At 39.2% G+C, this 22563-nt stretch carries 23 protein-coding genes; 18 read left to right on the top strand and 5 right to left on the bottom strand.

What is annotated here, in order from left to right; all coding sequences use genetic code 11:
• Positions 1-104: 104 nt before the first annotated feature.
• The 3 genes from flgN to flgA form a co-directional block, all read right to left on the bottom strand.
• Entirely contained in the window at positions 105-536 is a 432-nt protein-coding gene (flgN, locus tag I6E80_RS13155) for a flagellar protein FlgN (protein ID WP_197185712.1), read from the bottom strand.
• Positions 529-849 carry a flagellar biosynthesis anti-sigma factor FlgM gene (flgM, locus tag I6E80_RS13150; RefSeq protein ID WP_002959436.1) on the bottom strand — a complete coding sequence of 107 codons (321 nt, stop codon included), beginning with the start codon at positions 847-849 and terminating at the stop codon, positions 529-531. The genes flgN and flgM overlap by 8 nt, the downstream gene beginning before the upstream one ends.
• A gap of 76 nt (positions 850-925) precedes the next feature.
• Positions 926-1633 (bottom strand): flagellar basal body P-ring formation chaperone FlgA, encoded by a 708-nt coding sequence (flgA, locus tag I6E80_RS13145; RefSeq protein ID WP_197185711.1) that lies wholly within the window; start codon positions 1631-1633, stop codon positions 926-928.
• A 140-nt stretch (positions 1634-1773) separates the two neighbouring features.
• Here flgA and I6E80_RS13140 point away from each other — a divergent pair, with 140 nt between their 5' ends.
• The 18 genes from I6E80_RS13140 to fliD all read left to right on the top strand — a co-directional run bounded on the left by I6E80_RS13140 (position 1774) and on the right by fliD (position 21529).
• Positions 1774-2706, top strand: a complete 933-nt coding sequence (locus I6E80_RS13140) for a chemotaxis protein CheV (RefSeq protein WP_007581858.1) — start codon at positions 1774-1776, stop codon at positions 2704-2706.
• A 20-nt stretch (positions 2707-2726) separates the two neighbouring features.
• Positions 2727-3557: a protein-glutamate O-methyltransferase CheR gene (locus I6E80_RS13135; protein ID WP_024599234.1), complete on the top strand. Its 831-nt coding sequence runs from the start codon at positions 2727-2729 to the stop codon at positions 3555-3557.
• Between the two features lie 145 nt (positions 3558-3702).
• Positions 3703-4110 (top strand): flagellar basal body rod protein FlgB, encoded by a 408-nt coding sequence (gene flgB, locus I6E80_RS13130; RefSeq protein ID WP_010553246.1) that lies wholly within the window; start codon positions 3703-3705, stop codon positions 4108-4110.
• 5 nt (positions 4111-4115) lie between these two features.
• Positions 4116-4547, top strand: a complete 432-nt coding sequence (flgC, locus tag I6E80_RS13125; protein WP_010553247.1) for a flagellar basal body rod protein FlgC — start codon at positions 4116-4118, stop codon at positions 4545-4547.
• 13 nt (positions 4548-4560) lie between these two features.
• Entirely contained in the window at positions 4561-5241 is a 681-nt protein-coding gene (locus I6E80_RS13120; RefSeq protein ID WP_024595787.1) for a flagellar hook assembly protein FlgD, read from the top strand.
• A gap of 59 nt (positions 5242-5300) precedes the next feature.
• Positions 5301-6671, top strand: a complete 1371-nt coding sequence (gene flgE / locus I6E80_RS13115) for a flagellar hook protein FlgE (RefSeq protein WP_007581862.1) — start codon at positions 5301-5303, stop codon at positions 6669-6671.
• Positions 6672-6828: 157 nt separating this feature from the next.
• The gene (locus tag I6E80_RS13110; protein ID WP_007581863.1) at positions 6829-7572 is read left to right on the top strand and encodes a flagellar basal body rod protein FlgF; all 744 of its coding nucleotides are present in this window, start codon (positions 6829-6831) and stop codon (positions 7570-7572) included.
• A gap of 21 nt (positions 7573-7593) precedes the next feature.
• Complete coding sequence (gene flgG / locus I6E80_RS13105) at positions 7594-8382, top strand: flagellar basal-body rod protein FlgG (protein ID WP_002959420.1); 789 nt, start codon at positions 7594-7596, stop codon at positions 8380-8382.
• Positions 8383-8398: 16 nt separating this feature from the next.
• A complete protein-coding gene (gene flgH / locus I6E80_RS13100) occupies positions 8399-9082 on the top strand; it encodes a flagellar basal body L-ring protein FlgH (protein WP_024599232.1) in 684 nt (227 codons plus the stop codon).
• 11 nt (positions 9083-9093) lie between these two features.
• Positions 9094-10188: a flagellar basal body P-ring protein FlgI gene (locus tag I6E80_RS13095; RefSeq protein WP_024599231.1), complete on the top strand. Its 1095-nt coding sequence runs from the start codon at positions 9094-9096 to the stop codon at positions 10186-10188.
• Positions 10189-10354: 166 nt separating this feature from the next.
• Positions 10355-11371 carry a flagellar assembly peptidoglycan hydrolase FlgJ gene (gene flgJ / locus I6E80_RS13090; RefSeq protein WP_197185710.1) on the top strand — a complete coding sequence of 339 codons (1017 nt, stop codon included), beginning with the start codon at positions 10355-10357 and terminating at the stop codon, positions 11369-11371.
• Between the two features lies 1 nt (position 11372).
• A complete protein-coding gene (flgK, locus tag I6E80_RS13085) occupies positions 11373-13376 on the top strand; it encodes a flagellar hook-associated protein FlgK (RefSeq protein ID WP_182724508.1) in 2004 nt (667 codons plus the stop codon).
• 2 nt (positions 13377-13378) lie between these two features.
• Complete coding sequence (flgL, locus tag I6E80_RS13080) at positions 13379-14632, top strand: flagellar hook-associated protein FlgL (protein WP_197185709.1); 1254 nt, start codon at positions 13379-13381, stop codon at positions 14630-14632.
• A 277-nt stretch (positions 14633-14909) separates the two neighbouring features.
• Positions 14910-16355 carry a flagellin gene (locus I6E80_RS20580; RefSeq protein ID WP_024599227.1) on the top strand — a complete coding sequence of 482 codons (1446 nt, stop codon included), beginning with the start codon at positions 14910-14912 and terminating at the stop codon, positions 16353-16355.
• A gap of 69 nt (positions 16356-16424) precedes the next feature.
• Positions 16425-17873, top strand: a complete 1449-nt coding sequence (locus I6E80_RS13070; RefSeq protein WP_024599226.1) for a tetratricopeptide repeat protein — start codon at positions 16425-16427, stop codon at positions 17871-17873.
• A 134-nt stretch (positions 17874-18007) separates the two neighbouring features.
• Positions 18008-19450 carry a flagellin gene (locus I6E80_RS13065; RefSeq protein ID WP_231616788.1) on the top strand — a complete coding sequence of 481 codons (1443 nt, stop codon included), beginning with the start codon at positions 18008-18010 and terminating at the stop codon, positions 19448-19450.
• Positions 19451-19605: 155 nt separating this feature from the next.
• The gene (locus I6E80_RS13060; RefSeq protein WP_024599224.1) at positions 19606-20031 is read left to right on the top strand and encodes a flagellar protein FlaG; all 426 of its coding nucleotides are present in this window, start codon (positions 19606-19608) and stop codon (positions 20029-20031) included.
• Positions 20032-20098: 67 nt separating this feature from the next.
• Positions 20099-21529 (top strand): flagellar filament capping protein FliD, encoded by a 1431-nt coding sequence (fliD, locus tag I6E80_RS13055; protein ID WP_197185708.1) that lies wholly within the window; start codon positions 20099-20101, stop codon positions 21527-21529.
• 146 nt (positions 21530-21675) lie between these two features.
• Here fliD and I6E80_RS13050 read toward each other — a convergent pair whose 3' ends face one another.
• Complete coding sequence (locus I6E80_RS13050) at positions 21676-21987, bottom strand: hypothetical protein (protein WP_197185707.1); 312 nt, start codon at positions 21985-21987, stop codon at positions 21676-21678.
• An 8-nt stretch (positions 21988-21995) separates the two neighbouring features.
• A complete protein-coding gene (fliS, locus tag I6E80_RS13045) occupies positions 21996-22397 on the bottom strand; it encodes a flagellar export chaperone FliS (protein WP_197185706.1) in 402 nt (133 codons plus the stop codon).
• Between the last annotated feature and the right edge of the window lie 166 nt (positions 22398-22563).

The raw sequence follows: 22563 nt of genomic DNA, 5'->3' as shown, positions 1-22563 counted from the left end.
AATTAAGTGAATTGGTATTATTTATAACTAAATTTAAGAATAAAGGACATTAAAAAAGCCTTATTGATAAGTCAATAAGGCTTTTTTAATGTAAAATTTTGGGCTTAAGCTTTTAGATTACGAACCAGTGTACTTTCGGTATTTACAGACTTACCGGCTTGGTCGTAGGTCATTGACGTTGGTGCGCCAATTAATATCTCTTTTAATTGTTTAACACTTAGTTGCGCTTGGCGGGCAGCATGAGCATTAACGTTATTTTGTTTTTGGCATTGTGCAAGTTGAGTTTTAACTTGGCTTATTAGCTCAGATATTTCAGGATTTTGTGAGTCGTTACTAGCAATTAGCTTACTTAGCTCTTTATCAAGAGTGCTTAACTTAGTTAAAAAAGACATTTTTTGTTGGGCAATTTCTTTTAAACCAGCACCACGTCGTGAGGCAATAGCAGTAAGCTCGTCGTTTAATAGCGTATGCAAAGAATCTAAACAACTTACTTGTTGGTTTAGTTTTACGCTAATTAAACTATTATGATCAGCCATACACGTTAAACTCAAAATCAGCTAAGTTTTTAGCAAGCTTTTCACTATCCACTTGGTATTTACCTTCAGTTATTGCTTTTTTTAGCTCAGCAACTTTATCGCTGTCAAAGCCAGGCGATTGCTGCGCTTTATCTTGAAGCGTTTTTAATTGCTGTGCCTGCGGCGTTAAACTTACAGAATCACTAGCAGCTTTAGGCGAAGGAGCCTGAGCAGCTTGTGTATTAGCATTATCTTTTTTTAAATCAACTTGTTGCTGCTTTGCATTTGTAAGCGCATTAGCTTGTTGATTACTGCCATTAACTTGATTAACCATAATAATAAACCCGTATATTACCCAACTTATGCCATGTTATCGGCATATACGTGGGATACTTTAGTATAAATCTAAATTAAATATTCACTTGAACAGACTCTACACCATCTACTCGCGCATTTAAAACTTTACCTGATTTTTTGTTTTTTATTTGTATCTGTTCGCCCAAAGTACCGTCTTCTAAAGCAATACCTGTGGTTTTAATTCTAAGGCCTCTGAGATTAGCGTAAATATTAACAGAGTCACCTTTACACACCATACAAATTTGGTTTAGTAATACTGGCATACCACTTCTAATATTTCGTTTACTTCTGCTGCCTATTAGCATTGTAGGGTCATCTAAGTACTGAATTCGTACAAAGTGAGTTGGTTTCATTTCAATACTTAAATGCGATTTAGTTATTACTTCACCACGAGTTAAATTAGCAGTGGCAACAACAACTGGAGCCATTTCAACAACTCTTACATGAACGTATTGAGTCCACGTTAGCGCATCATTGCACTTGGCTTGTAAGGTTACTTGGCGGTTAAATGGTGGCTCATCGGATGTTGATAATTCAAGCTCAGTATTACAGACACGATCAGGGATGCGACTATCTAAAGGCAGTGCACTTAATTGAATATTAGTATTTTGTAATGTACCAATCTGCTTACCTATGTAAGTGACGGCCATGTCTTGTAATAAATCTTTACTAAACACTTTAGCGTGCAAAGGGAATGCAAAGCACAAGCTAGTAACAAAATAAAAAACACTGTATCTTCTGATTTTTTTTAACAAACTCATAATGTTTCGACTATGCTTATGGTTTCAAACAGGGTATAAATATTTTGCGTCAAAAAGTAGACGCACCCGCGATGTTATGTAGCTTTATAAATAGAAAGCAATTATCGTTCCGTATTATTTGTTTTCTTTAGGAGATTTGAATGGCAGGCATTTTAGACTCAGTAAACCAACGCACACAGTTGGTTGGGCAGAACCGCCTAGAATTACTTTTATTTAAGCTCAGAGGGCGTCAGCGTTTTGGTATTAATGTATTTAAAGTGAGAGAAGTGCTGCAATGCCCTCCACTAACAAGCATGCCAAAATCTAATCCGTATATTCGTGGTGTTGCACATATTCGTGGTCAAACTATTTCAGTAATCGACTTATCGATGGCTGTAGGTGGGCGCCCAATCGACAACATTAAAGACAGCTTCATAATCATTGCTGAATACAATCGCTCTGTACAAGGGTTTTTAGTGGGCGGAGTTGAACGTATTGTAAATATGAATTGGGAAAAAATAATGCCACCGCCATCAGGCGCCGGACGTTATTCATATTTAACGGCAGTGACCGAAATCGAAAATGAATTAGTCGAAATTCTCGATGTAGAAAAAATTCTCAACGAAATTTGCCCAGTAAACACAGAAGTAAGTGCTGAAGTTGCACAAAGTGGCGATATTCAAAAAGATTTAGGCGAACGTATCGTATTTATTGCAGACGACTCTGCTGTTGCGCGTAATCAAGTTAAACGTGCCCTAGAGCCTTTAGGCGTGCAAACAGAGCTTGCCAAAAATGGTAAAGAAGCACTTATAAGATTAAAAGAAATAGCAGAGCTTGATTGTAAAAACGATATTACTGAGCGGGTAGCATTACTCATCTCAGACGTTGAAATGCCAGAAATGGACGGCTATACCTTAACAGCTGAAATAAAAGCAGATCCCAAACTTGCACCTTTGCATGTTATTTTGCATACCTCTCTGAGTGGTGTTTTTAACCAAGCGATGATTGAAAAAGTAGGGGCTGATGACTTTATTGCTAAATTTAACCCAGACGAATTAGCAACAGCGGTTAAAAAGTGGGTTCATTGTGATTAACAAAAATAGGTGCTACTAACTTGAATAATAAAGATTTGCAGCAAAGTGAATACGACCAGTTTCGTTCGTTTTTAGAGCAGCAATGCGGCATTGTTTTAGGTGAAAATAAACAGTATTTAGTTAAAAGCCGACTTGCTCCGTTAATGACTCGATTTAATGTGGGATCTTTATCGGAGTTGGTTAGTAAAACACTTGGGCCTCACGAGCGGCAATTAAGAGCCGCTGTAGTTGATGCAATGACCACAAACGAAACTTTGTGGTTTAGAGATCAATACCCATTTGAGTTGCTCCAAAATAAGCTTTTTCCTGAGTTTAAAGACTTAAGGAGGCCTTTAAAAATTTGGTCTGCTGCCAGCTCGTCAGGACAAGAACCCTATTCAATAGCTATGTCAGTAGCTGAATTTAACGCCAAGCAACCAGGTGTGCTTCGTATGGGGGCACAAATTATTGGTACCGATATATCTAATACCATGCTTGATATGTGTAAAAATGCAGAATATGACGCGCTTGCACTTGCCAGAGGGTTATCTGCAGAGCGTCGTAAAAAGTTTTTTAAAGACAGCGGCAATGGTATGGCACAAGTAAACGATACAATAAAAAAACAAGTTAGTTTTAGGCACCTAAACCTGCTTGATTCTTACGCGTTAATGGGCAAGTTTGATATTATTTTTTGCCGTAATGTACTTATTTACTTTGCGCCTGAAATAAAAGCTAAAATTATTAATCAGTTTGCACAAGCATTAAACCCAAAAGGGTATTTGTTTTTAGGCGCGTCAGAGTCCCTAACAGGCCTAAGTACTGAATATGATATGGTTAGATGCAACCCCGGTATCATTTACCAAAAGAAATAACTAAGTTAATCCATTTCCCTAAAACGACGCCCTCAGCGTCGTTTTTCTATTTAGATACATAACCTTATAAAAATATAATACTTCCTAATATTAATGGCTTATTTTTTGCTTTATTCATGGGTAAGTCAATTTTTTGGAGAAGGTTATGGCTATCAGTTTTGATAAAGCATTAGGTGTGCATCCGCAAGCCATGTTGATACGTTCACAGCGAGCAGAATTAATTGCAACTAATATAGCTAACGCTGATACGCCTGGCTATAAAGCAAAAGATATAGACTTTGCCTCAGCTTTAAAAGCGGCAAGGTCAACTCAGCAAAGCGGCAATACTATGGTAAGAACTAATGATAAACACATTGGTGGAGGTACTCATAGTATGGGCAGCTCTGAATCATTTCGTTTGCCAAATCAATCAGATACAGGCGATGGTAACTCGGTTGATATACAAGTGGAACGAAACTTGTATACACAGAATGCTATGGAGTATCAGGCCAGCTTGCAATTTTTAAGCGGCAGATTCAAAGGTCTGAATAAAGCTCTCGGTAGTCAAGGATAAAAATTATGAGTTTATATAATGTTTTCGATATTGCAGGTTCGGGTATGAGCGCACAAAATGTTCGCTTAAATACCACAGCTAGTAATATTTCTAATGCTAATACCATTAGTTCATCTCAAGACAAAACGTACCGAGCGCGCCAACCTGTATTTGCGGCTGAGCTAACAAAAGCTTCAGCATCAGCAAGTAACCAGCAGGGCTCCGCAGTTGGTGTTAAAGTTTTGGGCATTGTTGAAAGCGATGCTCCATTACAAATTGAATATAACCCAAATCATCCAAGTGCGGATGAAAATGGCTATATCTATAAACCCAACGTTAATGTTGTAGAGGAGATGGCAAATATGATTTCTGCCTCTCGTTCTTACCAAACAAACGTGCAAGTTGCTGATGCAGCAAAGCAAATGCTAAGTAAAACACTGTTGCTAGGGCAGCGGTAACCGAGGGTAGGTTATGAGTAACGATATTAGTACATCTTCATCCTATTTAGACTCTATACGCTGGCAAGAGCAACAAGTTGCTACCAGTGATACTGAGAGTGATGCGTTAACACAAGAAGACTTTTTCTCTTTGTTAACTCAGCAATTATCGTTTCAAGATCCCAGTAACCCTGCGGATAACGATCAAATGATTGCTCAAATGACGAGCTTTACAATGGCGCAAGGGATCAGCGATTTAAATTCAAATTTTGATAGCTTAGCGTCATCTATGACATCAAATTCAGCATTGCAAGCATCAACACTTGTTGGCAAGCAAGCTTTACTTGAGTCAAACACCTTAGATTTAAATGAAACGGGTGATGCCAGAGGCTCCGCAGTGGCAGAAGAAGCCGTTGATAACTTAAAAATTAAAGTGACAGATGCATCAGGTCAGCTAGTAAGAACTATTGATATGGGTTCTCAATCAGCAGGTGCAGTTCGCTTTGCGTGGGATGGCAAAAATGAAGCCGGTGAGCGCTTACCTGAAGGTGAATATTCAGTAACCGCTGAAGGAAGCACTGACGGTGAATTTTCAAGCTTGCCCATTGCTACATTTAAAAACATTGAAAGCGTTAATATTAATGGCTCAAGTGGCATAATTATTAACACTAAAGAAGGTGCGGTTAGGCTGACAGATGTAGCAGAAATCGCGTAATAAATTTTAGTATTTTTCGCCTGCTAGCAGGCCACAGACTAACAGGTTAGAGGTGAATTATGAGCTTCAATATTGCATTAACCGGCCTTGCTGCCGCGCAAAAAGATTTAGACGTAACGGCAAATAATATTGCAAACGTTAATACCACAGGTTTTAAAGAGTCACGCGCTGAGTTTGCCGATGTTTACGCTTCATCAGTATTTAGCTCTGGTAAGACTAAAAATGGTGACGGTGTGCAAACAACCATGGTTGCGCAGCAGTTTCACCAAGGCTCACTGCAATTTACAAATAACTCACTTGATTTAGCAATCACTGGTGAAGGTTATTTTGCGATGACCGACGATTTATCTTCGCAAGATTTAACATATACACGTGCGGGTGCATTTAAGCTTAACCAAGATAACTTTATGGTTGACGCAAAAGGTAACTTTTTACAAGCATTCCCAGTTGATTCATCTACAGGTGATACAACGTCGGTAAGTTTGAGCACAACTGATCCAATTCAAATCCCTGATTCGTCTGGTTCTCCTCGCGCAACCGAAAATGTATTTTTGTCGTTTAATTTAGATGCAACGGCGGATCCATCAGGTCTAGATTTTGACCCTACGTCTAGTGGTACTTATAACTCATCTACGTCAACAACAGTATATGATTCACTAGGTGAACCTCATATTTTACAATACTTTTTTGCTAAAGAAGATGATGCCGCAGCAGGTGGTACAGATAACAGTTGGGAAGTATACGCAACACTCGATGGCAAAGTAGTTGATGGCACAACTGGTGGAGAACAAACAACGACACCTTATACACCACTGACTACCCTAGGTTTTAACTCAAGTGGTTTGCCATCAACAACAGGTGGTGTGGCAAATACAAATACAACTACTTTTGATGAAATACTACTGCCAGCGGGTTCTGGTGCTGGTTTATCAACATTACTAGACAATGGTGCAACTTTCCCAGGTACTGGTATTGAGCTTAACTGGCGCGATGAAAATAACACGGCAGGACGTATCCCAACTCAGTATTCAAGCGGTTTTGAAGTAAAAGCACTCGATCAAGATGGCTCAACAGTTGGTCGTTTAGCCGGAATTGATATTGGCACAGACGGTAAAATTGTTGCTTCTTACAGTAATGGCGACTCAACATTTTTAGGCCAAGTGGCTATGGTACGTTTTCCAAACTCACAAGGGTTATCACAAGTGGGTGATACAAGTTGGAAGCAAAGTATTGATTCAGGTGAACCTGTAGCGGGTGAAGCTGGTTCGGGTACGTTTGGTGGAATTAACTCATCAGCACTTGAGCAATCAAATACTAACCTTACTAATGAGCTTGTAGACTTAATTACTGCACAGCGTAATTACCAAGCAAACTCACGTGCGCTTGAAGTTAACTCAACTATTCAGCAAAGTATTTTGCAGATTCGATAAGTTAAACCCCATTGAATATATTAGGCTGCATTTTTGCAGCCTTTTTTATAAGTCCTCTTTGTAAGCCCTTCTAAATACCTCTCAATGTTGTGTCAAATTTAATCTGGCACCTATTTTGCATTTATAAGTTCAGAGATTTTTTATGTGAGTCGATACTATGGACAAAATGGTCTACATTGCGGCCTCTGGCGCTAAGCAAAGCCTACAAGGGCTTGCGCTTAAAGCCAATAATTTGGCGAATGCAAATACAACAGGATTTAAAGCCGACTTTGCGCAGGCGCGTTCTATGCAAGCGTTTGGCGAAGGTTTGCCTACCCGTGTATTTTCAATGCAAGAGCGTCCGGGTTCTAACATGGTATCGGGTGGCATTGTTCAAACCGGGCGCGACTTAGATATCGCGATGAGCGATAACGCATGGCTTGCTGTGCAAGATGCCTCCGGTAATGAAGCTTACACAAAAGTGGGTACGTTAAACGTTACTGCTCAAGGCATGCTCGTAACCAGCCACGGTCGTCAAGTTATTGGCGAAGGGGGACCTGTTATTTTACCCGTCCCAGTCGAAAAAATAGGGTTTAGTCAAGATGGCGCTATTCAAGTACGACCACAAGGCGCTCCCGCTAACTTTTTAGAAGAAATAGATACGCTTAGAGTGGTAGAAGCAAATAGCTCACAGCTCGAAAAAGGTAACGATGGTTTATTTAGACCAAAAGCAAATGTAACAGTAGATACCTCTGCCAATGTAAAAGTTTTAAGTGGTTCGCTTGAAATGTCGAATGTGAATCCTGTTCACGAAATGGTCGACATGATAAGCCACCAGCGCCAATTTGAATTACAAGTGAAATTAATGAAAACAGCTGAAGAAATTGACGAGCGTCAAGATCAGTTATTACGCATAGTTTAACTTTAAAGTGAGGACACGATTATGAATCCAGCATTGTGGATCAGTAAAACTGGGCTAGACGCTCAACAAACCGATATATCGGTTATTTCAAATAACTTAGCGAATGCGAGTACCGTAGGTTACAAAAAAAGCCGCGCTATATTTGAAGATTTACTTTATCAAAATATTAATCAACCAGGTGGTCGTTCATCGCAAGATACCGAAATGCCGTCGGGTTTAATGTTAGGTGCGGGTGCTAAAGTTGTAGCTAACCAAAAAGAGTTTACGCAAGGCAACATGTTGACCACCGAAAACTCACTAGATTGGATGATTTCTGGTGAAGGCTTTTTTGAAGTACTGCAACCAGATGGCAATATTGCTTACTCGCGCAATGGTCAGTTTACTACTGATGGCGATGGACGCATTGTAACATCGGGCGCTGGTTACGTTATTCAGCCAGAAATGAATGTACCTGATGACGCGCAATCAATTACGGTTTCGCAAGACGGCGAAGTATCTGTACGTGTTGCAGGGCAAGCCGATAACGTTGTAATTGGTCAGCTAACAATTAGTGACTTTATTAATCCATCAGGCCTTGAGCCAATTGGTCAAAACCTTTATACCGAAACCGCTGTAAGTGGTGCACCGGTACAAGGTAACCCGGGTGTTGAAGGGTTAGGTAGCATTATTCAAGGCTCTCTTGAAACTTCAAACGTAAATGTAACTGAAGAGCTAGTAAATCTAATCGAAACTCAGCGTATTTACGAAATGAACTCAAAAGTAATTTCGGCCGTTGACGAAATGATGAGTTACATCAATCAACAGCTTTAATAGAGTAGGGGGAATTATGCGTAATATTATTTTATTTGCAGCGGGCACATTATTTTTAAGTGGCTGTATGTCTACGCAAAATAGTGAAGTAGTGCAGGACGACCCTTACTACGCTCCTATGTACCCCGAGCCTATTTTAGAGCCGCTGGTAGCCACAGGTTCATTGTTTAATACTCATACATCAAACGACTTATATTCCGATAAAAAAGCGCTACGTACTGGCGATATAATCACGGTTAAGTTGCAAGAGTCTACTCAAGCAACAAAAGCCGCCAAAACAGAAACAGACAAAGAAACCGAGGCAAGCTTAGACCCCGTTATTGGATTAGGTGGCCTACCTGTCAATATAGGTGGTGACAGCATTCAGTTTGGTATTGGCAGTGATTCGTCGTTTACAGGCGATTCAAAGTCGAACCAGTCAAACAGCTTAGTGGGCGATATTTCGGTTAATGTAATGCGCGTTTTGCCTAACGGTAATTTAGTTATACGCGGCGAAAAATGGCTAACGCTTAATACCGGCGAGGAGTTTATCCGTTTAGAAGGGCTAGTACGCCCTCAAGACGTAAGCGCCGATAATACGGTTGAATCAAACCGTATTGCTAATGCACGTATTCAATACTCAGGTAAAGGGCAAACGCAAGAAGCGCAAAGTCCTGGTTGGCTTACACGTTTCTTTAGCAGTTCGCTGTTTCCATTTTAGAGGGTAACAACATGAATAGCCTTAAAGCTTTATGTTTAGTTGTGTTATTAGGTTGGCATTTTACTGCCAGTGCTGAGCGCATAAAAGATGTGTCTATGGTTGAAGGCGTACGCTCTAACCAGCTAGTTGGTTATGGCTTAGTGGTTGGTTTACCGGGCACTGGCGAGCAAAACTCATATACACAACAAAGTTTTAGAGGCATGTTGAACAGCTTTGGTATTACGCTACCTTCAACTCAAAGTCCTAAAATTAAAAATGTTGCCGCTGTGGCGGTGCATGCAGAACTACCTGCATTTAGAAAGCCTGGGCAAGCAATCGATATTACGGTTTCTTCTATTGGTAGTGCAGGCAGCTTACGTGGCGGTACTTTACTACAAACTTTTTTAAAAGGTGTAGACGGTAACGTGTACGCAATTGCACAAGGTAGTTTAATTGTCGGTGGCTTAGGCGCACAAGGCCTTGATGGTAGTAGAGTTGTAATTAACACCCCTACAGTTGGTCGTATACCAAATGGCGCTACAGTTGAGCGCGCCGTGGAAAGCCCATTTATGCAAGGCGATTACATTACTTTTAATTTAAACCGCCCAGACTTTACAACGGCAAAACGCCTAGAAAAAACAATTAATGACTTAGTTGGCCCAAATAGCGCACAGGCAATTGATTCTGTTTCTATTCGTGTTATAGCTCCACGCGATGCATCCCAACGTGTATCGTACTTATCGACACTCGAAAACTTAGAATTTAAGCCAGCTGATATGGCCGCTAAAATTATAGTTAACTCGCGCACTGGTACAATTGTCATTGGTAAAAACGTTAAGCTTCAGCCTGCCGCTATAACTCACGGTGGCTTAACAGTAACAATTGCAGAACAACAAAACGTGTCACAACCAAACCCGCTAGCAAACGGTGATACTGTTGTCACGCAGCAGAGCATTATTGATGTAAATCAAGATGACTCGCGCGCCTTTGTATTTAATCCAGGTGTAAGCCTTGACGATTTAGTTCGCGCAATTAACGAAGTAGGCGCAGCGCCTGGCGACTTAATGGCTATTTTAGAAGCACTAAAAGAAGCTGGCGCAATTAACGGACAGTTGGTTGTTATATAAATAACCCAAGCCAATAAATAACATACTACTTGAGCCCTATATTTTTGAAATTAGGGCTTTTTATTTACAGCAACCTAAGTTTATTATTTTTATCTCCCTCGTTTTATCGGTAGTGGCTCAATTTTTGCATTTTTAACTGCATTATTCATTTTGTGTCAAAAAGCCGATGGAAACTAATCACCTCGATAAACAAAACTTTTTTGATTTAGGCAACTTAGATTCACTTCGTAAAGAAGCCTTAACCAGTGGCGATGCATCAACTGATGCCTCTAAAGCTGCGCTCAAAAAAGCGGCCGCACAATTTGAAGCTATTTTTACGCAAATGTTGCTCAAAGGAATGCGCAAAGCTAACGAAGCATTTGAAGACAAAGACAGCCCATTTAATTCAAGTGGCGTAAAGTTTTTTGAAGAAATGCACGACCAGCAACTTTCAACAGAGCTTTCTTCAAATGGCTCGTTAGGCCTTGCCGATTTAATTGTTCAGCAGTTATCGCCTGAGTCTAAAAACTTTATGCCAGGCTCGGTGCTTAGAACAACCAACGATATCTTTAGCGATACACAAGTGGGATCTGCTCTTCCTTATGAGCAAAAAAATAAGCAATCCGATCTTATCGTTAATAACACTAAAGCCGATATTGCTGAGCCTAAAGTCGATACTGCAGGGTCTAAAACCGATAGCCCAACATTTAAAAATGCAGAAGAGTTTGTAAGTTCAGTATGGGAACACGCTAAAACTGCAGCGCAAAAAATTGGTTTAAATCCTGCGGTAATGGTTGCACAAGCGGCACTTGAAACCGGTTGGGGTAAACACATTATTAATAAAAGTGACGGTGGCAGCTCAAATAACTTATTTAATATTAAGTCAGATAAAAGCTGGGAAGGCGATAAAGCAAGCAAAGTAACGCTTGAGTTTGAGCAAGGTACACCCGTTAAAAAACAAGCCAGCTTTAGAGCCTACGATTCAATTAAAGATAGCGTGAACGACTTCGTTGATTTTTTAACGCAAAACCCACGCTACCAAGAAGCATTACAAAATACAGCAAAACCAAACGACTTTTTAGATTCATTACAAAAAGCAGGTTATGCAACCGATCCAAATTATGCCAGCAAAATAAAAAAAGTACTCAATAGCAGTCAGCTAAAAGACATTGCGGCAAACGTGATCCGCCAAGGAGTAGAGTAACATGTCGTTTAATTTATTAAACATTGCCAGTTCTGGGGTTAGAGCAAGCTCGGAGCTACTGCAAACGACAAGTAAAAATATCGCCAATGTCAATACCGAAGGCTATGTGCGCGAGCGTACAGAGTTTACTACTATGGTTGATAACCAAGTAGGGCGAGGCGAAACATACCGATTATTAAACGAGTTTGCTCAGTCACAGCTAAATCGTGATACCTCTAATAAATCGTTTTTCGATCAGTTTATTACTGAGGCTAATCGAGTTGATACTATTTTTTCTGAAGAGTCGAATAACCTTTCGACTGGTATTAACTCTTTATTTAATAACGTGCAAGAGGCGCTAAATCAGCCTTCGTCTACTGTTGCTCGCTCATTAGTAATGACAGATGCGCAAAGCTTAATTGATCAAATGGATAGGCTTTCGGGCATCGTGCTTGATCAAAAAAGTATAGTGAACGAGCAGCTCGAAATATTTTCAGATGAAGCAAACTCACTCATTCAAAGTATTAGTACGCTAAATCAAAATATTGCAGCCGTTAATGGCACTAATAATGCCGCAGATGCGAGCTCTACCTATAACGAACGCGATAAAGCAATACGCGACTTATCAGAGCTAATAGACATAGAAACGCTTGATGGTCCAAATGGCGAAAAACTCGTTTTTATGGGCACAGGCGAAGCGGTTGTTATGCAAAATGGCGCATTTAACTTATTTTCGATGACGGGCGACCCCGATCCTAACTTTAAAGAATTCACGCTTGACGTTAATGGTGGCAAAGCAGTGCCGCTTGAAGTTGATGTAAGCAAGCTTAAAGGCAAAATTGGCGGCTTACTTGCTTTTAGAGATGACATATTAGTCCCTGCGCAAAACCAAATTGGTCAAATGGGCTTAGCGATAGCCGACGCATTTAACGAGCAAAACAAATTGGGTATGGATGCAACAGGTCAGCTAGGTGGTAATATTTTTAATATTCCTACCGTTGGCGCTTATGCGTATCAAGCTAACACGGGTACTGCCGGTATGACTGCTACGGTAGAGCCAGGTAAAGGCAGTGAACTTCCTGCTAGTGACTTTATTATTACCTATACAGGCAATGCCAACGAAGTAAGTATTCAGCCTATAGATAACAAAGGGGATCCGCTGGGGCAGCCTTCACTTGCTGATATATCGTCAGGTGTTATTGATTCATCGACTATTACCTCAGGCGAATCATTTGGCCTTCAAGTGAATGTATCTGGGGCTGGTGTTGAAGGCGATCAGTTTCAAATAAAGCTTAATTCAGATGCCGCTTCAAGTATTACACTTGCAACAGGACGCGCAGAAGATTTAGCACTAGCATCGCCAATTCGTACTGCTAACGATTTAAATAATATAGGTACCGCTACTATTTCAGCGGGAGAAGTAACAAGTGTTACCTCCGGTGGATTTACTTCAACACCAAGCTTAACAAACGGTGAAATAACACTTGTTAAAACAGGTAATGCTAACGAGTATCAAATTACTGATAATAGCGGAACGAGTACTTTTACTATTACGCCTCCTGCAAAAGGAATGTTATCGCAAGCGGGTGCTCCATTTGATACCTACGGATTCGATTTTGATATAGAAGGTACACCAGCAACAGGCGACACCTTTACACTTGAGTTTAATGAAGGCGGCTTTGACGATAACCGTAATGGTTTAAAATTAGCTGATTTACAAAATGGCGAGTTAGTACGCTTAAACGTAGAAACAACAGCAACGGCCGATAACCATAAAACGTTCAACCAAGCTTATTCAGGATTAGTGAGTGATATAGGTGTTATAACTGGCCAAGCAATCACAAGTGGGGCTGCATTTGACGCACTAGCACAGCAATCTGAGGCATGGTATGAATCACTATCGGGTGTAAACCTTGATGAAGAGGCCGCGAATTTACTGCGTTTTCAACAATCATATTCAGCATCAGCACAAGTTTTAGCAGCAGCTCAAGAAATTTTTGACACCTTATTAAATGCGGCGAGGTAATTATGCGTTTATCAAATAATTTAATGTACCAAAACAACATAAATAAAATACTCGACAACCAACAAGGTGTTGCAAATGCTCAAGAGCGAGTAACGACAGGTGAAAAGTATTTAACCACCTCAGAAGCGCCAGCTGCTATTTCGCAAGCTATGCTGTATTCAAATAAAATACAAACTAATGAGCAATACACTAAAAATATCGATCAGCTTACCGGCAGGCTAGAAACTGAAGAAAGCGTATTACAAAGTATAAATAGTAATATTCAACAAGCGCAAGAACTCACTATTCAAGCTGGTAATGGTGCGTACACTAAAGACGATTTAAAATCGATTGCATCAGAACTTAGTGGCATTCAACAAACGCTAGCTAACTTAATGAACACCCGATCAGAAGACGGGAAGTTCATATTTTCAGGATACCAAGACAGCACGCAGCCGTATCAGTTTGATTCTGCAGCGGGTGAGTACACCTATAATGGCGACCAGGGCCAGCACCAAATAACTATAGCTGAAGGTGTATCAATTAAGGCAAGTGATAACGGCTTTGATACGTTTGAAAAAACTAACGCGCGATTAAATGTAGAATCTAACACGGCAAGTGTTTCAGGCTCTATTACAGCGGCAAGTGTATATGTTGACGGCCAAGCTGAGTTTGACAAGTTTCATCAAGCAAATTACAACGCAGACCCAACAGCTCTAGCAACTGCAAATACATATAGTGTATTAGTAAGCGCAGGTGCTACAGCAACGGATCCACAAACATACGAAATATACCGAGACGGCGCAGCACTAACCCCCGCAGTAACAGGTGAAGTTACTGATGAGCCTATCGATTTTGCAGGTATGAAAATTGAATTTGAAGGCACAGCACCAGGCCAACTCGATTTTAGACTTGAAAAACCAGGCAAAGAAAACGTACTTAATACGTTGCAATCGCTTATTACAGGTTTAAATGACGGCACACTTGAGGGTGATGACTTTCAGCAAGTACTTGCTGATGGCTTAGTGCAATTACAAAACGCCAGCGAGCAAGTTGTGTTTACCCAAGCAAGTTTAGGTGGACGTATGAACGCACTTGAAAGAGTAAGCGATTCAAACTTAGCACTCGATATTCAAAATAAAAGTAATCGCTCTAACTTAGTTGAAGTTGATATGGCAGAAGCTATTAGCGAACTAACCAAACAAGAAACGGCACTGCAAGCATCGCAAGCCACTTTTGGCCGTTTAACTAACCTCTCGTTATTTGATTACTTATAAGCAGAAATACCTTGCCGCTTTACCCACTTTAAAGCGGCAATACTTTGCGGCAAAAATCGGCTACAAAACCGCGGCAAAAAAATGTCACTCCCTTCTAAAATAACTTCACTATTTATTTACAATTCAATAAATTATATATTTCCAATTAAAAACAACAACTTAAAAATAAATTAAAGTTGGCACAGTAAATGCTTTTCTTATTGTAAGAAATTATCGAACAGTGGTTCCTGTTAAATCGTGTTGAACCACACTCTGTTTAAACCTAGGAGATGGTAAAATGGCATTAACAGTAAATACTAATGTGTCGTCACTAAACGCACAACGTAACTTAACTAAATCTGGCGAAGGCTTAGCTACTTCAATGGAACGCTTATCATCGGGCATGCGTATTAATAGCGCAAAAGATGATGCCGCCGGCCTACAAATTTCAAACCGCTTAACCTCACAGGTAAATGGACTAGCAGTTGCTCAGAGAAATGCTAATGATGGTATTTCAATGGCGCAAACGGCTGAAGGTGCAATGCAAGCTTCGACTGATATATTACAACGTATGCGAGAACTGGCATTGCAGTCTGCGAATGGTTCTAATTCAGATTCTGATAGAGAAGCGTTGCAGAAAGAGGTAAGCGCTTTACAAACCGAGTTAACTCGTATCTCAGATACAACATCATTTGGTTCTCAAAAGCTATTAGATGGCTCGTTTGGGACTAAAAGCTTTCAAGTTGGTGCTAATGCAAATGAGACTATTTCAATGAGCTTAAGTAGTATTGCATCCACTGATATAGGAACAAATCAATTAACTCTAGCAGGGACCGGTTTAGGTGCTGCTGTTACTGGTACTGGTAATAATGGAGTAACTACATTAAGCCCAGCTGTAACTATAACAGGTAAAGACGGGCAAGCTAAAGCATTTGCCACTACAGCAAACGATGGAGCAGATACTCTCGCTACCTTAATTAACTCAAAGACTACGGATACAGGCGTAACAGCAGATGCAAGAACCGTAGTCGCAATAGATACATTAAGTGCATCTGGAGCTACTTCGTTTACATTGAATGGATCATCAATTACAGCAACAACATCTAGTCAGACTGATTATATTTCTATTGCAGAAGCTGTAAATGAAAAATCAGGTGCGCATGGCGTTACAGCTACTGTTGATGAAACGTTAGGTCTTGTATTGACCGATGAAAGTGGAAAAGACATTACAATTGGAGCATTAACTGGTGCTACAGCATCTATTCGCGCCGTTGAGCACGACGGAAAAACAGCGAGTACCACTGTGTTGGCCACAGCAACCTCAGCAACAGTTGCAGGTTCTATTAAATTGAATTCTACTGAATCATTTGCAGTTGCTAGTGCTAATGTTGTAATCGAGCCTACAGGGGCACAAGTGTCCGCGAGCGTTGATGTTGGTACTATTAATTTAGGAACAACAAAAGGAGCGCAAGATGCGCTGGATATTATTGACGGAGCTCTTTCACAAATAGACTCTCAACGGGCTAGCTTAGGTGCAATTCAAAACAGATTTGGCCATACAATTAGTAATCTTGCAAATATTCAAGAAAATGTATCAGCGTCGCGTAGTAGAATTCAAGATACTGATTTTGCTACTGAAACAGCACAAATGACAAAAAATCAGATATTACAACAGGCCGGTACTTCAATTCTTTCTCAAGCTAACCAAATACCACAAGCTGCAATTAGTTTATTAGGCGGTTAGAGTTTAGTTTATTATTTGACGTAATAAGAAGGCTCCAATATAGAGCCTTCTTTTTTATATGGAGACGTTATGGGAATTAAAGAAAAGCTAAATAAGGCTTCTGTACTTTATAAGCAAAAAAAATTTGATTCGGCGAATGAAATTTTAAAAAAATTATTAAAAAAAAATCCTAAACTATTTGATGCTTTACAATTAATGGCACTTACACTTCATGGAATGAAAAGGTTTGATGAAGCTATCGAGTTATTTAATAAAGTTATAACTAAGAATCCACAGCATGTTGAAAGTGTTAACAATTTAGCTAATGTCTATAGTGATATGGGTCAATTGAAATTAGCTGAAAGTACTTATTTAAAAGCAATTAATATTAATAATGCTTATGGCGACGCGTTAAATAATCTAGCAAACGTACAACGTAAATTAGGCGACTATATTGGCGCGGAAAAGAATTACAACAAGGCAGTCTTATGTGAGCCAAGTAAAGCAGAGTACTATTTAAATTTAGGAGTGCTATTCAGCGAACGAGGGCTATTTGAATTAGCCCTTAATGTACAATTAAAAGTTTTAGAATTAGATCCAAGCCAGTCAATCGTATACTTTCATATATTTAATAACTTTATGTTTTTACACCGTTATCAAGATGCTCTGGAGTTCGCCGATTTAGGCTTGATAAATCATCAGTTAAATGACTTTCAGTTATGTGAGCTATTGATAGGGAAAGCTATTTTATTTTGGCTTTCCGGTAATGATGATGAAGGGCTAGAAGCGCTCGCTTTGAGTGAAATGATCCATCGGATAAATTCAGAGAACATAAATTTGAAAAACCATCGAGTGTTTCATAACTTACTCAAGTATTTATATCGATATAGGCAAACAAACCGACAAGTCTATGAGGCTAATGAATTACCCACTATTTATTTTATTTCTGAAAGCCATGGTTTTTCAGCAAATGGTATTACAGTTGAACACGAAAATGAAAAGCACAAAATAAAGTCTCTTTTTATTACTGGCGCTAAAATATTCCACTTTACTAAAAATGATGAACATAAATGCAAGGCTAGCCTAAATGTTCTGTTGAGCAATTTGCCCAAAGGAAGTACCTTAGCACTTGGGTTTGGTGAGATTGACTGCAGAATAAATGAAGGAGTTTTAAAATACAGCGTTAAATATAATAAAAACCCGCTTTCTATTATTGATGATATGTTGGAAAAATATATAGCTATACTTAATAATGCAGCAAGCCTTAGAGAATATTCACTCATTATATATGGTGTGCCTTCACCGCATCCCTTAGTTGTCGAAGGGCTAACAAAAGAGCAAGCAGAGGAGTTCAAAAATTTAGTTTTTCACTTTAATCATCAGCTTTATTTACAGTGTAAGAAAAGTGAAATTCCATTCTTAGATGTATACAAGCTTACGAATAACAATGGTGTTAGTAATTTAAAGTACCACAACGATTATGTGCATGTTAAGCCTGAAACTTTACCAAAACTTTTTGAATTGTTGAGCGAAGTATAAAAAAATAAAAAAAATATTAAAGTAATTCTTCAGACTGCCGTTAACTTAATCAGTACGGAGCTTGAACATATAATTGTGACAGCTCTTGGTTAAATCAAAACAGCAATATTACGAAAGTAATCAGGAGTTTTATTATGATTTCAGTAAACACAAATGTATCTTCATTAAACGCTCAACGTAACCTTTCTCAATCAGGTTCAGACTTAGCGACTTCAATGGAACGTCTATCATCAGGTATGCGTATTAATAGCGCAAAAGATGATGCGGCAGGCCTTCAAATTTCAAACCGTTTAACATCACAAGTAAATGGTTTGGGTGTAGCACAACGAAATGCGAACGATGGCATCTCAATGGCACAGACTGCTGAAGGTGCAATGTCAGCATCAACGGATATATTGCAACGCATGAGAGAGCTTGCACTCCAGTCAGCTAACGGTTCAAACTCAGACTCAGATAGAGAAGCTTTACAAAAAGAAGTTAGTGCATTGCAAACTGAATTAACACGTATCTCAGACACAACATCTTTTGGTTCACAAAATCTGTTAGACGGTAGTTTTGGAACAAAAAGTTTCCAAGTAGGCGCTAATGCTAACGAAACAATCTCTATGAGTTTAGGTAGTATAGCTGCTTCTGACATTGGCACTAATCAGTCTATACTTGCAGGTACTGCATTAGGAGCTGCCAATGCTAGTGGTACAGCTAATGGAGTTACAGCAATTTCTCCAGCAGTTACACTGACAGGTAAGGATGGTAAAGCAACAGCATTTGCTACTGGGCTAGCACAAACTGCAGAATCGCTTGCTAATGATATTAATGCTAAAACATCAGATACAGGAATTGTTGCTGACGCAAGAACAATTGCAGGTATAAATGGTATAATTGGCTCTGGTGCAGTGTCATTTTCGTTAAACGGTTCAACTATATCAGCTACCACATCAAGTACAACTGACTATAGCTCAATTGCTGAAGCTGTAAATGAAAAGTCGGGTTCACATGGTGTTACAGCTACAGTGGATGATACTAAAGGTTTAGTTTTAACTGATGAGAGCGGTAAAGATATTAAAATAACTGCTATGACTGGTATGACAGCTGCTATTAGCGGTTATGAAGCTGATGGAAAAACTTTAGCTGGTGTGGCCTTAGCTGCTACTTCAACTGAAGGTGTTGTATCTGGTTCGATTAAATTAAACTCAACTGAGTCATTTGCTGTCTTAGGCGCCGATGCTTCTATTGAGTCAACCACTGCCGCAGTTTCTAATAGCGTTAACGTTGGAGAGGTTAATTTAGGAACAACATCTGGAGCGCAAGATGCTTTAGATATCATTGACGGTGCATTAGCTGAAATAGACTCTCAAAGAGCTAGTTTAGGTGCGCTTCAGAATCGCTTTGATTACACCATAAGTAATTTAGCAAACATTGAAGAAAATGTGTCGGCTTCGCGTAGTCGTATTCAAGATACAGACTTTGCAACTGAAACCGCAGAGATGACGAAAAACCAAATATTGCAACAAGCGGGTACGTCAATCTTGTCGCAAGCGAACCAGTTACCACAGGCAGCACTTAGCTTATTAGGTTAATAAGCTAAAAGTAATAGCTTAATGGTTAGCTAACTAATACATAAAGTCAGTATTAGTATTTAAAAAAGGAGGTGGCTTTAGCTACCTCCTTTTGTGGTTTAAGAATATAAACTAAGCTATTGTTGGTTTAATTAAGTGAAAAATAGGAATCTGTTATGAATACAATTACTTCAAACGCAGAAATTACAACATTACCGACCCCCGTTGCTGGTGATGATAAGCAAGTAGGGCAAGCTGCTCACTCTTTAACTGAGCGAGCGATTGATGATGTAAAGCAGACGGAAGCGCAAAATCAACAAAAATTACAGCAAAACCAATACAAAAATAACAATCAAGATGAAAAAGCTCAGCCGTTAGAGCGCGAACAACTAGAACAAATGGCGCAACAATTGCAGGATTTTATGGGTGAAATGAACCGAAGTTTACAATTTAAAGTTGATGAAGATTCAGGCCGCGATGTCATTAAAGTGCTTGATAAAAACAGTGGCGAAGTTATTAAGCAATATCCTTCTGAGGAAGTTTTGAGTTTGGTTTCTAAATTGTCTGAATCTGCAGGTATTTTAATTGATCAAACAGTTTAGTAAGCACCTATAAGTGTTAACTTATAAAAGTTAGCTGGTTTATTTTTAAGTATTGAAGAGGTGAAGTATGGCTATTTCGTTTACTGGTTTAGGTTCTGGATTAGCAGTATCAGATATTGTTGATGCACTAGTAAATGCAGAACAAGCACCTGCTGAAGCTCGATTAAATACAAGAGAAGGCAAGTTAACAACTGATATTTCAGCTGTAGGCGCACTTAAGTCTGCGCTCGAAAAAGTGCAAACGTCAATGGAAGCATTGGGCGATAGTGATAACTATCAAAAGCGAACAGCATCTGGCAATGATGATTTTATATCAATTAGTGCAGATCAAGACGCTCAACCAGGTAGCTACAACGTAAAAGTGGATGCATTAGCGCAAGCTCATAAGTTATCATCCCCTGCATTTGCAGCAGACGAAGCAATTGGTGCTGGCGTAATTACGATAGGTTCTGGCACAAATAGTTTTTCTACGGTTTTATCGGCTACAAACACGTTAGAAGATTTACGAGACCAAATTAATAACGGCCCTTTTACTGGCAGTGATAGCAATGATTCTGTTGTTGCAACTATAATAACCAGCGATACCGGTCAGCATTTAGTGCTTACAAGTAAAGAAACCGGCGAAGACAACGCAATTACAATAACTGTACAAGACGATGACGGTAATAATACTGATACAGGTGGCCTATCTCGGTTAGCTTATGATGTATCAGACGCAGACCCAGCTAATCACACTACTAATCTTACTGAAGTAAACGCTGCGCAAAACGCACAAATAACGATTGATGGCACGTTAACTGTATCAAGCAATACTAATGAATTTAGTAATGTAATTGATGGCGTGGATATAACAGCTAAAAAATTACATGATGTTGACGACGACATTAGTGATATATCGGTTACCGAAAATAACAATAATATAAAATCTGGGCTAGAGAATTTCATTGAAAGTTACAATGATCTGCTTGAACTTAGTAAAAATTTAGGTGCGTCTAGTACTGATGGTGTAGGTGTCATGGCTGGTGATTCGCTGCTTCGTGGTGTTATGTCAAAGCTCCGTAGTGAAATAACTGAGTCAGTTGACTTAGGTGATGGTAATTCGTTATCGCTTTCGCAGTTAGGTGTTGAAACCGATCGCTATGGTGTTTTAACGTTAAATACTGAAACACTGGACGAGCAAATAGATGCAGATGTAGATTTAGTGCAGCAATTTTTTGTGGGTGATGATAGTGGGTTTGCAGAGTCATTTGATGAGCTAATGAGCTTTTATACAGACTCCGACGGTATTATCCAAAACCGAATCGACAGTAAAACGAATCAACTAGATGATTTAGATGATCAGCGTTTGAGCCTTACTAGTAAAATGGAGTCTCTATCTTCTCGACTATATGCTCAATATAATGCGATGGATTTACTAGTCGCGAGCCTTAATAACACCAGTAGTTATGTTCAAGCTCAGTTAGAGAACATGCCAGGCGTAGTTAGGCAATCAAATTAATAACTGGGTTAAAAGTATTACGAGTCAATAAAAAAACCGCTAAGTTTAAATCTAGCGGTTTTTTATTGTGTACTGCTCTTTGATTCAAATAGTAAGCTATAGCTATGTATTTAGTAAGAATAAAGGTTATTAATCAAACCTACTTACTAGGTGGCTTTATAAGCCTTAATCGCCTTACCAGACTTTTTATGTTTAATAATAGCTTTGGATGATTCGTTTTTTGCACTATTCGCTTTAACTAAAATAGTATTTATACGAAGCTGAATTAATTCTAATTGCTCTGCGCTTGGAGCTTTGCTGCTTTCGCACCATTGCTTTATATTAGTATTTAAAGTGTCTAAAAAAGGCTGAGCTTCGTCTGCGTTATTTTCATTTACTAACACTTCTATTTTACTAAGCAACGTTTGTATGAGCTCAGAGCAGTTTGTTAGTTGCTCTGAAGATGTTGGCGAGTCCATACTTAAAATTAAACCGCAGGGCTGCGTTGATCTAGCGGAATGTTATCCCAGCCTTCTTTAATTTCTTTAACAATACTTGATACTTCCACAATTGCTTCAATATCGTTGTGTAAGTTAGCTTGCGTTAAACGGCGTTGGCAGTAATCGTAAAGCGCCAATAAATTATTAGAAATACTAGGGTCTTGCTCTACGTCTAAATTAAGTGCGTCTTGCAGTGCACCAAATAATAAAACACAGGCTGAAATATTTTCACCTTTTTTTGCTATTTCTTTGCGCTCAATAAACCCTTTTGTTGCTGCTAAGCGACCGATAATATTACTGAATATAAGGTTTATTTGTTCGTAAGGAGCCATTTCGGCAATACTACTGGCACGAACTTGGCCGTATTTTTTTACTGAGACATGAGCCATGGGAAAATCCTAAAATTTAAAACGATAAAATTATGTGAAAGCTAATATAAAAAATCAATAAAGCTTTTATACTTTTATAAGAACAAAGCAATATTAATGCCAAGCATTTTCACTTATTTATGTATCGGCATTTGTAACTTCAACTTAAATTTATAATTGAGTTTAT

This window comes from Pseudoalteromonas sp. NSLLW218, from assembly GCF_015864775.1.
Classification (GTDB): domain Bacteria; phylum Pseudomonadota; class Gammaproteobacteria; order Enterobacterales; family Alteromonadaceae; genus Pseudoalteromonas.
The sequence above is the reverse complement of the archived record's forward strand: the minus strand, read 5'-3'. Positions and strand labels throughout refer to the sequence as shown.